Genomic DNA, 11896 nt, shown 5'->3' with positions numbered 1-11896 from the left:
GGAATAGAAGGTGATCCAATAAGAATGATAGCCTTCAGGGGCAGGTATGATGCTGCCAACAAGCTGATCTGCGCGGCTAAAGTGCAGGCGATGATCGTTAAAGTTAGCCCCGGAATATTGCGAGTTATCTTGGAAGCAACAGAATAGATCCAGCGGCCTGAGTTGGGGTTTACGCTTTTTGCTTCGTTCATGATAACTTGCCTTGTTTCAGATGCATCTGAGATATCCGGGGCATTACTTTTAGTTTACTGCCCAGGAAAGTACTGCTTGAGTAGCTGCCTGATTAGGGTTGGATTGTTTGAAGTTTGCAACAATCATCGCAGAGTTTGGCTTTCTGAAGTATGCTTGAATTGTCGAGTCGTCTTGAATTTTAATGCTTGGCTTGTAGCCGTTCTTTTCCAGCGCTTGGCTGAAGTCTTGGTATACAGTCTTCAGGTCAGCAGTGGTTTCGAAGTAGTGGAATTGACGATCCTTCTCGTCCTTGGTTGTCATGTAGCTTTTGGTGCTCTTGACATTATTCAGAGAGATCTTGCTACCTTCCTTAAGGTTAATATTGGCCGTGTTCGGTGCATCGCAAGCGGTCAGGAAAAGGGCCAGAATCGAATACAGAGCAATCTTCTTCATGTTTATTCCGAAAAACTTTAGTTGTGGTGGGCTGTAATGGTGAATTGCGCTTTCATAGCGTTCTTCATTTCAAATGCAACCATCGACGTGTCGATCTGTTGCATGAATCCAACGCCGCTTATGCCTTTTACTAGTTGATCATCGTTCCAGCCTGTGACAACCGTGCAGGGGCAGTTCGAAGCGATGGTAATTCGATATTTTGACGCTGGATGCCGAATCTCCACGCCATCTTGGGTCTTTGTCACCTGCGTGCCGTCACCGCAGTGGAACAGGCTAAACATGGGCTTGTCTTTCAGCGATGTATGGATCTCGTCGCTGATGTCGAGCCGCAGGTGATCTAGATGACCACTGATGCTACGTTTGACGATGGTGTCGGCAAAGGCGTCATGCGAGCCTTGCAAGGAAAAGCCATTATCAATGACCTCACCGGTAAGTTGAGCGTGCCCTGGTTCAATGCTATATGGCACATCGCCGATAACAGGATTATTGTGCGAGTAGGGGCCTCTCAGGAAGCTTTGTATTGGCTTAACATATTCGTGCGAGTAGAAGCTCGGGTCGATAAGCCACTCAATACCATCCATGAACAACGTGAAAGACAGGTTGTCCTGATGCTTGTGAGTTTTGCACAGCGAAGTTGCAAACATGGTCAGCATGTAAGCGGTCTGTGCGTGGTTGCCCTTGATAATCGCGTATCCTGCGGTTGGAAGGATCGTCGCGGAGGCAGTTGGGTAGTTCTTGCAATTACGTACCGTTTCCAGGTCCGGATTAGCGCGGCGGAATGTGTCGCCCTGCGCAGGGGAACGATTATCCGGGTAGCGCAAGAAGTCAGAGAATTTGAGTAGTTCTTCAGCGACCGTTGGAATGGTGGTGACGTGCGAACTCTGCTGCGCCAGTTCGCCAGCGAAGGCGATCAGCCGTTGTACGCCTTGGTGATAGCCGATGGAGTTTTCTACAAACACTGCGTAACCGTTGTCGCGAACGATCAACGTGTCAAGTTGGTCAGTCAGGCGTGACAAGGCCAGCGACTGCCAGCGTTCGGAGCATGGGAAGTCGGGCATGGCCAGGCTGGTTGCCAGCAGTGCCATATCCTGGAACCAGGCATGGTTGTGGTAGCGGGATGCCTGGTGAGAGGCGTAGAACATCTCCGAAGCCAGCAGCTGGGCATGTTTGAAGATGGCTGCGCGCAGGCGCACCATGAAGCGGGTATCGAACTGCTGCTTTGCACCAATATCCCAAATCATCAAGAATGCCAGCAGTCGCTCGGCGGTGCCGTGGTCGTACCAAGCAAACTTCCTGTCCTCGTCGGCATTGAAATAGCTTCGTTCCAGCCAGTTACTGGTGAACTCACGTGCCGGGAACAGAGGCGCTACGCTGTTCTCTTGCCGTGCATGCAGCATCAGAATGATTGCCGGATGCAGCGAATGCCACGAAAAACGATAGGTGCCAACAGAGTCGAGGTCGTCAGGCAGGGTCAGTTGCCAGTCCCAGTCCAGGCCAATGTTTCCATAGAGTGGGCAGACGCCTTTTTCCAGATAATCATTCGCTTGAGTCGGTACGTCCTTGAAGCATTTCTCCATGTAAGCATAAAGAGAATCGAGAAGTGCTTCGGGAAGAGGCTCTCTTGCAAAACCTTCGGTCAGCCAGGCAGCTGGCTTGTCGTTTTCATGCCAGCAGGTCAGGCGCTCGATTTCCAGGGTCGAGCCTTCTTCTTTCGGCTGTCCTTTGAAATAGAGCTTTATTTCCTCAAAATCGCAGGCGGGTGGGGCATCCCAGTCATTCTGAATACCGAATGCCAGGTCGTTGTGCCCGATAGTGAAATCAATCCACTCACCTCGAGCGGCATTCACGATCTTTACATGGCGGTAGCTGACTTCGAATGTGTAGCCAACCCCGATGTAGTTCAGCTTTTCCCAATCGGAAATGCGGAACCTCAGGTGCAGGCCGTTCCCGTGGAAGCTACGCGGCATCTTGAAGCGAATCTGGTAAACGTTCGCGTTTCCAGTAAAGGTAAAGACGGGATTGCCATCCAGCATTGCAGCGCGCGCATTGCCACTGAAGCCCTGAAGGTAAAAAGGCTCGTCGATTTCGCTACCGTGATTGCAGAATGATCTGTAATCCAGAATGTCCCGGTCGGAAAGGAAGTCCAACACCGGCTTATCCACCATGGGTACTGGTGTAGCCTCGATTTCGTCTTCCTTGAAGAAGTGATCGCGGATTATCTTAAGCATGTCTTTGTAGTGGTTTCTGGATAGTGAAAAGGGCATAGCCCTCAATGGCGCTGCAAGGCGCTCAATCAGTTCGCCGAAAGATGATCGAAGAGCCTGCTGCGGCGGCAGACCTGCTGCCGCGCGTTCAGTGGGGCCAACAGTTGGCTTGGCACCAGGATCATGCTTATCGAATCAGGTCTATTTCACGGGTGATGATTGAATGCTTGGCGGTTTGTTTTTCAACACGTACACGTGCCGCCGCGGACATCTTGCGGAACAGTTCCGGTGATTCGATCACCCGCGCGATACCGTCTGCCATCGCTTGGGCGTCATCGCCAGGTGCCAGAATCCCACATTCATCATCGACAAATTCAGGGATCGCTGTAACAGCGTTTGTCACGGCGACCAGACCGGAAGCCATCGCTTCATCACGGGAGACACCTTGGGCATCCATGCGTGTCGGGCAAAGGAACAGGCCGTACTGTTTGTGCAGTGCTGCAATCTCTTGATGCTTGAGAAAGCCGCGCTCAATCGTCACGTTGCTGAACTTACGCAGCGGGGCGAGGGTATCCTCAAACAATACGCCATCACCGATCATGCGGAACTCAAGGTCCTTGAAGTACGGTTTCTCTGCCAGCAACTCGATCGCTTTGACACTCAGATCGTTTGCGTACTTGGCGGATGCATAGGGACGGATGGACAGCAGCTTCATACGCTGCGCTTCAGGCTTGGCCTGGTACGAGAAGGTTTCCGTATCAATCGGGTTATGAATGATCTCGTAGCGATCTTCAGGAATGCGGAAGCCCACATCCTCCATTACTTCTTCAGCAAAGTAGCGAGACACGAAGACGAGTTTCAGATTGGCAGGCATGTTCGTCAGCGTCTCGCGCCAGAACGCCATGCGTTTTTCGCTCTCGACTTTTGCCAGCGCCAACTGGTGTTCATCCGAGTAGTTGTACTCGCGTCGCCACCAAGGCTGTACCTCTGCGCCGTGCACCCACACCACTACCTTGACCAAGTGCGTGAAGCGCTTGAGCACTTCCCACATATCGGGATCCAGGAAGTGCACCAGCACACTTTTGTACTGGCCACTTTCAAGCATCTTGGTGAGCGTCGTCTGGCACCCGGTTACCACATCCACGTTCTGGAACTCGTGATAGCTGACAGCCTCGTTCTTGCGCAGGCGGAAGATGTCGACGTTCAGATTCTGCTCTTGATACGCCATCACTCGGCTATGCACAAAGCCGTTGCGATACAGGTCTTCATAGGCCGGGTAATGGTTGGTGACAACCAGGTGTTGCGAACGGCCCAGCATCTCCGACGGCTGCAGGTTGCGGTGGCCGAGCACCAGCGCCTTGATTTCGGTGTTGCCGGAAGCATAGGCACGCAGGCCGAAGCGTACGAAGGCGGCTTCCGGCGGAACCTCGGAAGTCTGGTTACGGTTGGCATGCTGCATCACGTGGCTGATCCGCTGCTTCTCGGCATCGAGGAACAGCACCACCAATTGCACGTTCAGGCCAGGCGTGCAGTCGAGGTACAGCTTCAGCTTACGGTCCTGGATATTCAGCTGGTCCAGGCTGACTTCATTCAGCGCATACACGTACTCATGCTTGCCATCTGCCAGCTTGGAGTTCACGCGCCAGCTATCCACATCGACGGCCAGGTCGAGGAACTTGTTGTGCTTGACTCCGAACATTTCGGCCAAGGCGCGGCCGGTGATTTCCGGCGAGTCATGGCTGACTTTCAGAGGCGCAATGGCCTGGGCCCGAGCCTGCAGTTGGTCGATGGTCATACCAAGGTTCAGGTCCAGATCGTCAACCTTGGCGCTGATGTTTTCCTGCTGTGCCGCACCATTCTCGCAATAGTTGAATGGGTCGATGGCCAGGCCTTGCTCGTGTGCGTACTCCAGCGATGGCAGGCCCTTCAACCAGCTTAGCAATGGCTGGCCGGCAATGATCTCGGTCGCCACCAACGAGCGCCGTGCGCTCAGCGATTGAGCCGGACGGTATGCCAGTTCATTCGACTGCAGCTCGGCATCTTGCCCCTTGCAGGTGAAGTGAGCGGCTTTACCAACCACCTGTGCACGGCTGTAGCGCGTTGCCAGCGCCAGGTCTAGCAGGTAGTTGGGGCCGTAGTAGTCGCCCGGTACAAACGCAGCAACCCACGGGGTGTTGCCAACCAGCTCGCCAAGGCTGGATTTCTTCAGTTGGGCTGGTTTGAGCACCAGAATGCGAGGGTCATCACTTACGATGCTGCTCTGATAGGCATCGGTGATGATGACCATGCGTACCTGGCTGTAGGTCTGGCGGTTCAGGTGGGCGCGCAGCATGTCGAACTGCTGACGATCCTGGGCTTCGCAGACGACCACGATTTCCGGCAGGCGCTGGGCCTTGCTGGTGCCTGTCACTTTGCTGAGCACGTATTCCAGGCGCTGGGTGTAAGTGTGCTCCTGCATCACTTTACGCAGGGCAGCGAGTTTCAGCTTGTCACTGTTGAGCGGGTCTTCGGCCAGCAGCTGCAGGCGGCGCAGCATTTCTTCGCCATTGTCGGTGGTGACGACCAGGTCGCCGAACAACAGGCGTACACCGCGCGAGAAGTTGCTGACGGTGATGGTGTTGCAGCCCAGCAGCTCGAATACTCGACGTGCGAACATCGATTGCGATTGCTTGATCGAGTTCAGGTTGATCGCGTAACGGTAGCCCTTGTAAGCCGTGTCGATTTTTTCGAAGGGCAGGGTGCCGACGATGTACGGCTGATATTCCTCGGGGAACTGATAGTTCGCATCGTTCTTGCCGAAGTTGCGGTCGAAGATTTCCAGCGGTCGGAACTTCGGCAGCTCGCAGACGAAGTTGCCCAGGTCGCGGGTACGCTCCGGGTAACGGGCGTAGTAGGCACCAGCGAAGCAAAAGGCGTCTTTGCGCTCGTACAGCTCGATCGGGTTATGCAGCGCTGGCTGGCAGGCGAATGGCAGCAGGTAGACGCGGTCGTGACCGAGCGCACCTTTATAGCGGTGAATGCAGTCGATGTCGGTGGTGAAGACATGGTCGAACTGCTTGGCAGTGGTCAGGAAGGTCTCGAAGTGTACCGGGTCTTCCTTGTTCCAGAATACGGTTGGTACCTTGTTCTGACGGCACCAGGCCAGGATGTCCTGCAATTCCTGACTGTTGTGGCCAACCTTGCTACCCCACAGCTCATCCTTGCCGCGCCAGGCAGACTCGATGAACAGCAATTCGGGGCCGAAGCCTTCCAGCTCTGCCTTCCAGTTGCTAGGCGTGAGCTGCATCAGGTCGCATTCGTAGCGGTAGGAGCCGAAGGTGAACTCATCCATTACGCAGGCCATTTTCAGGCGGCTTGCAGGTTGGTCGGCATGGCGCAACAGCGTAGAACGGCTCTGCGCGCTGGTCGGCAGGGCCTCTGGCAGTTTCAGGTAGTTCTCATCCTGGACTATCGGTGCCGGAGGCAGCAGGGCCTTCATCGGCTCATTGGCGATCCGCTTCTGTTCATTCTGCTGGCGTTGCTGGTTGGCCTTGCGGTACAGGCGCAGCAAGCGTACGGGCAGTTTGACCAGCCCGCCCAAGGAGCTCGCGCTGCTCTTGATCTGGTACCCCAGCTGGTAAGTCATGCTGGTGCGTGTCTTGACCAGACGCTGTTCGGCCAGATGGCGCTGCGTGTTGGCCCGCTCTAGATTTGCGTTGAGTTCGTCGATCTTGCGCTGCTGCGCCGCAGTGCGCTCCAGCAACTGATTGAGGTTGGCCTTCAGTTGCGGGATCTGTTCAGTGCTGACGGTGCGATACTTCATGTTTGCCGCACCCAGGCCTGCTTTCGACGAGTTCAGCTCGTTTTCCAGCTGCATGCGCAGGGCTTGCCATTGTTCGTTGGTGGCCGCCAGGCTCGCCTCCGCCGCCAGGCGGCTGGCAGTCTCGAGCGACAGTTGTTCGGCCAGCACATCCTTGGCCTGATTCAGAGAGGCAATGGTTTCTGCCTGTTCTGCCTGGGCATCTTGTGCTTGGGCATTAGCCTGCGTCATTGCGTGCAGTTGCTCTTCCAAGCCATTGCGCAGGTCCACCAGTGTATTGATGGTGTTGGCCTGGGCGGCATGCTCACGCTCGCCGCGTGCCTGTCTTTCGCTCATCGCCTGCAACTGGACTTCCAGTTCTGCCTGACGTGCTTTCAACAGGGCAATGGTTTCGGCCTGTGCAGCATCGGCCCTCTGGGTTTGGGCCTGCAATTCGTTCATATACTCCAACTCGCTTTCAAGTTCGGCTTCCAGTTCCGCTTGGCGCATGCGCAGCGTGGTGATGCATTCATCCTTCTTGGCAATATCCTGATTGCTTTCGTTTTGCAGCTGGCTCATTGCCTCCTTCTGATTCTCCAACGCGGCTTCCATCGTCGTCAGGCGTTCGCGCAAGGTGGCAATGGTGTCGATGTAATCGGTGTTGGCCTCAAGTGTTTGATCCCGTGATTCGACCGCTGCTTCTACCTGCGCTTCCAGATCAGTGATACGGGAGTGCAGGGCAGTGATGGTGTATTCATGGGCAGCACTTGTCTGTTCAGCCTGGGCCTGAGTTTCGGCCAATACCTGCCGTTGGCTTTCCAGCGCAGCTTTTAGGGCTGCCTGCTCGGCGCGGAGGGTAGTGATGGTGCCTTCATGGGCAGCACTTGTCTGTTCAGCCTGGGCCTGAGTTTCGGCTGATACCTGCCGCTGGCTTTCCAGTGCAGCTTGTAGGGCTGCCTGCTGAGCGCGGAGGGCAGTGATGGTGTCTACATGACCAGCACTCGTTTGCTCGGCCCGAGTCTGCAGTTCGGTTGCCGCCTGCTGCTGATTTTCCAGCTTGGCTTGCAAGGCGGCCTGCTGTGCACGAAGCACTGTGATGGTTTCTACATGACCATCGTTGACCCGCTGGGCCTGGACAAGCTGCTCAGACAACGACTCAAGCTGAGTCGTCAGTTCTTCGCGCTGTTTCTGAAGCGCACTTACATGACCATCGTTGATCTGCTGGGCCTGGACGAGCTGCTCAGACAACGACTCAAGCTGAGCCGCCAGCTCGTCACGTTGTTTCTGAAGCGCACTCACGTTCTCATTCAGGGCTGCATTGTCGAGTTGGTCTTTTGCCTGAAGCTCCAACATATGTTGAAGCTGGCTTGCCAGTGCATCGTGTTGAGCCTGCAGTGCGGCTATCTTTGCCGTCTCGTTAGCTGCCAGCTCTTCAGCAGCCACACGCTGCTGATCGGTGGCCAGCAATTGTTCTTCGATGGTGTGAAGGGATTGCTGCAGGGTCTCCAGCTCCTGATTCCGCTGCCCCAGTTCGTCGTTGGCTACGGTCAGTTCCTGGCATGTCTGCACTTGAGCTTCTTCAAGCTCCGCGATTTGCTGTTCCAACTCGGCATACTGCCTGGCCGTAGCGAGGTACTTTTCATTCGCCTCGCCCAGCTTGGACTTGAGCGAATCGAGCTCTTCATTGAGCTCCATGATGCTGCGCGCGCTGGCCTCAAGGGCTTCCCGGCTCGCTTGCTCAATAGAAACTATATGTGATTCGCGATCCTGAAGCTGACGCGAGAGTGCCTCGGCCTTCTGTGCTTCGGGCTTTAGGTGGGAAAGTTGTTCAGTGGCCAGGCGGTACTTTCTGTTAGCGTCATCCAGGCGCTCCTTGATTTCCTCAAGTTCTTTTATCCGCTTTGCCTTGGCGTCGAGAATTTCGCGGTTGGCCTGTTGCAGTGTCGCAATTTCGGCATCGCGGGTTTGCAACGTTCTGGATAGCGTTTCAGCCTTCTGGGCTTCGGGCTTGAGTTGAGCAATCTGTTCGTTGACCGTGCGATACTTCTTGTTTGTATCTTCCAACCGCTTACCGATCACACCGAGATTCTCGCGCAGGGTGCGCTCGATGGATTCGAAGGCTTTTTCAAGCTCACGAACGCGATCAATGCTCAGCGAGTCGATGACACCCGGCTTATGTGTTTCGCTCTTGACGGCAACGATACCCAGCCACTTGCCCAGCATCTTCACGTCGATGATCTGCAAATGCTCGGCCAGCAGCCGGAACGGTTCCATCAGGTAGAACGTGTGCTTGTGGTCAATGAAGTCATTGACCCCGAACGGCACGGTAATCACCACTCGGCCACCCTGCTTGAGCAGGTCGTAGGCCTTTTCGATGAACAGCTCCGGGCGTACCAGGTGCTCGAGCACTTCGCTGATGACAACGGTGTCCGGTTCGACCTCGAGCGTATCCAGCGCGAGGAAGTCTGAATTGATATACGTGACGTTCTGCTGGATGTGGGCCGGTTCGGAAGACAGGTAGCCCTTGGCCTCTTCAATGGCCTGCGGGCTGGTGTCCACACCGGTGACCTGGCAGCCTTCACGTGCCAGCAGCAGGGGCACGATGCCCTGCGAGCAGCCAACATCCAGGATCCGGCGCCCTTTGACCTGGGCGCAGATCCAGTGGATGCGGGACTGCGTTTCCCGCATGAACTGATCCCCCAGCTTGCCGTAATAGGCTTCCATCACGCGGTCATGAATATCGGCCAAGGGTGAAGGCAGCTCTGTGTTCACGGTGGGTTTCTCAAGCGTGGGGTTATTCATGCGGTTTGATCCATCAAGCCTGGGTAACGCCAGCGGCGTCGATCACGAATGCTGCTTCACGTACCTTGAAGGTGCCGCGGAATTCGCGGTGTTTCACCAGCAGTACGTGGATGTCGGCGCTATCCTGCGCGTAGTCGAAGTCCACGTGCTCGTGGCGCGCCAGGCGCTGCGGCAAGGCTTCGATGTTCGGTTCGACCAGTTGCAGGGTGGCTTCCAGCTCATTGCCCAGGCGCTCGGCAATGCTCAGGGCAGGGCTTTCGCGCAGGTCGTCGATATCGGCCTTGAAGGCCAGGCCGTAGCAGGCAATTTTCACTTGCTGGGCCGACTTGCCCGGGTTCTTGATCAGGAAGTTGGCCAGGGCCATCTTGACCTTGTCGATCACCCACTCAGGCTTGCTGTCGTTGACCACCCGGGCAGTGCGGATCAGGCGCGCCTGCTCTGGGGTCTGGCTGACGATGAACCATGGGTCGACGGCGATGCAGTGGCCGCCGACGCCTGGGCCTGGTTGCAGGATGTTGACGCGCGGGTGGTGGTTGGCAAGGCGAATCAGCTCCCACACATCGATGTCCAGCTTGTCGCAGATGATCGACAGTTCGTTGGCGAAGGCAATGTTCACGTCACGGAAGCTGTTTTCGGTCAGCTTGCACATTTCTGCGGTGCGGGCGTTGGTGACGATGCACTCGCCTTCGACGAAGGTGCGGTACAGGCGTACGGCTGCTTCGGAGCACTTGTTGGTCATGCCGCCGATGATGCGGTCGTTTTCCACCAGCTCGCGCAGCACGTGGCCTGGCAGTACACGCTCAGGGCAGTGGGCAACGCGGATGTCGGAGTCTTCGCCGTGGGTTTGCGGGAAGCTCAGGTCCGGGCGGGCCTGGGCCAGCCAGAAGGCCATCTGCTCGGTAGCGCCGACCGGGGAGGTGGATTCCAGGATGACCAGGTCACCCTTTTTCAGAACGGGCGCGATGGCCTTGCTGGCAGACTCGATGTAGCTCAGGTCCGGCTGGTGGTCATCCATGAACGGGGTTGGTACGGCGATCAGGAAGGCGTCAGCAGCTTCCGGAACAGTGGAGGCACGCAGGAAGCCTTCGGTTACGGCAGCGTGTACCACCATGTCCAGCTCAGGTTCGACGATGTGGATTTCGCCACGGTTGATGGTGTCGACTGCATGCTGGTTTACATCGATACCGATCACGTGCTTCTTGCGGGCGGCGAAAACGGCGGCGGTTGGCAGGCCGATATAGCCCAGGCCTACGACGGAAATCTTGTTGAAGCTCATGCTACTTCCTTGGAACGAGAGAAGTTGGAAAGTGCGTCGAGGATTCGCGCGCACGCTTTTCCATCGCCGTAGGGGTTGTGGGCAAAGCTCATCTCGCGATAGGTCGCATCATCGTTGAGCAGTTTCGCCAGGTGTTCAGTGATCGATTCCACATCGGTACCCACCAGTTTGACGGTGCCGGCGGCCACGGCTTCCGGGCGCTCGGTGGTGTCACGCATGACCAGTACCGGTTTGCCCAGGGCAGGGGCTTCTTCCTGGATGCCGCCGGAGTCGGTCAGGATCAGGTAGGAACGGGTCATCAGGTAGACGAACGGCAGGTAGTCCAGCGGCTCGATCAGGTGAATGTTGTTGACGTCGGCCAGCAGGCGGTTGACCGGTTCGCGCACGTTCGGGTTGAGGTGTACCGGGTACACGATGTCCACGTCAGGAAATTGGCGCGCGGTTTGTACCAGCGCCTGGCAGATGCGTTCGAAGCCGCCACCAAAGTTTTCGCGGCGATGGCCGGTGACCAGCACCATGCGGCGCTCCGGGTTCAGGAAGCTGAACTGGCCTTCGAACTGGCTTTTCAGCGCGGGGCTTTCCAGCTTGCGGACCACTTCCAGCAGCGCGTCGATCACGGTGTTGCCGGTGGTATGGATGGTCGCGGCGTCGATGCCTTCACGCAGCAGGTTGTCCTGCGAGGTGGAGGTGGGCGCGAAGTGCAGGGCGGCCAGAGCGCCGGTCAGACGGCGGTTACCTTCTTCCGGCCATGGCGAATACAGGTTGCCAGTGCGCAGGCCGGCTTCCACGTGGGCGATCGGAATCTGCTGGTAGTAGGCGGCCAGGCTGGTAGCCAGGGTTGTCGCGGTGTCCCCGTGCACCAGCACCACGTCGGGCTTGAACTCGGCCAGCACAGGCTTCAGACCCTGCAGGATGGCAGTGGTCACGTCGGTCAGGTCCTGGCCGGGCTTCATGATGTTCAAGTCGTAGTCGGGCGTGATCTCGAACAGCTCCAGTACCTGGTCGAGCATCTGGCGGTGCTGGCCAGTTACGCAGACGCGCGACTCGAAACGGTCGTCCTGGGCAAGGTTGAGGGCCAGGGGGGCCATTTTGATGGCCTCTGGGCGGGTGCCAAATACAGTGAGGGTCTTGAGGGACACGGCGACGGTCTTCTGTGTGTGAGTGAAGGCGGTTGGATCGGGTGCTACGTGTGCGGAGCGCGGAGGATTACGC

5 protein-coding genes and 1 pseudogene are annotated in these 11896 nt (G+C 56.7%); all 6 read right to left on the bottom strand.

Annotated features, from left to right (window positions below; translation table 11 throughout):
* A pseudogene (locus J5M71_RS25365) lies at positions 1-191 on the bottom strand (hypothetical protein); the annotation flags it as partial.
* Between the two features lie 49 nt (positions 192-240).
* Positions 241-624 (bottom strand): hypothetical protein, encoded by a 384-nt coding sequence (locus J5M71_RS25360; RefSeq protein WP_207838179.1) that lies wholly within the window; start codon positions 622-624, stop codon positions 241-243.
* A gap of 17 nt (positions 625-641) precedes the next feature.
* A complete protein-coding gene (locus J5M71_RS25355; protein ID WP_243434346.1) occupies positions 642-2852 on the bottom strand; it encodes a heparinase II/III family protein in 2211 nt (736 codons plus the stop codon).
* A 163-nt stretch (positions 2853-3015) separates the two neighbouring features.
* The gene (locus J5M71_RS25350) at positions 3016-9408 is read right to left on the bottom strand and encodes a glycosyltransferase (RefSeq protein WP_207838177.1); all 6393 of its coding nucleotides are present in this window, start codon (positions 9406-9408) and stop codon (positions 3016-3018) included.
* Positions 9409-9421: 13 nt separating this feature from the next.
* Positions 9422-10684, bottom strand: a complete 1263-nt coding sequence (gene wecC, locus J5M71_RS25345; RefSeq protein WP_207838175.1) for a UDP-N-acetyl-D-mannosamine dehydrogenase — start codon at positions 10682-10684, stop codon at positions 9422-9424.
* A complete protein-coding gene (wecB, locus tag J5M71_RS25340) occupies positions 10681-11823 on the bottom strand; it encodes a UDP-N-acetylglucosamine 2-epimerase (non-hydrolyzing) (protein ID WP_207838173.1) in 1143 nt (380 codons plus the stop codon). The genes wecC and wecB overlap by 4 nt, the downstream gene beginning before the upstream one ends.
* Between the last annotated feature and the right edge of the window lie 73 nt (positions 11824-11896).

It is taken from the genome of Pseudomonas sp. 43(2021), from assembly GCF_017490805.1.
Classification (GTDB): Bacteria; Pseudomonadota; Gammaproteobacteria; order Pseudomonadales; family Pseudomonadaceae; genus Aquipseudomonas.
The sequence above is the reverse complement of the archived record's forward strand: the minus strand, read 5'-3'. Positions and strand labels throughout refer to the sequence as shown.

What these genes read in the sequence shown, in the direction of transcription:
- J5M71_RS25350 (WP_207838177.1), bottom strand. Translation starts at nt 9,408, where the DNA reads ATGAATAACCCCACGCTTGAGAAACCCACCGTGAACACAGAGCTGCCT.
- J5M71_RS25360 (WP_207838179.1), bottom strand. Translation starts at nt 624, where the DNA reads ATGAAGAAGATTGCTCTGTATTCGATTCTGGCCCTTTTCCTGACCGCT.
- wecC (WP_207838175.1), bottom strand. Translation starts at nt 10,684, where the DNA reads ATGAGCTTCAACAAGATTTCCGTCGTAGGCCTGGGCTATATCGGCCTG.
- J5M71_RS25355 (WP_243434346.1), bottom strand. Translation starts at nt 2,852, where the DNA reads ATGCTTAAGATAATCCGCGATCACTTCTTCAAGGAAGACGAAATCGAG.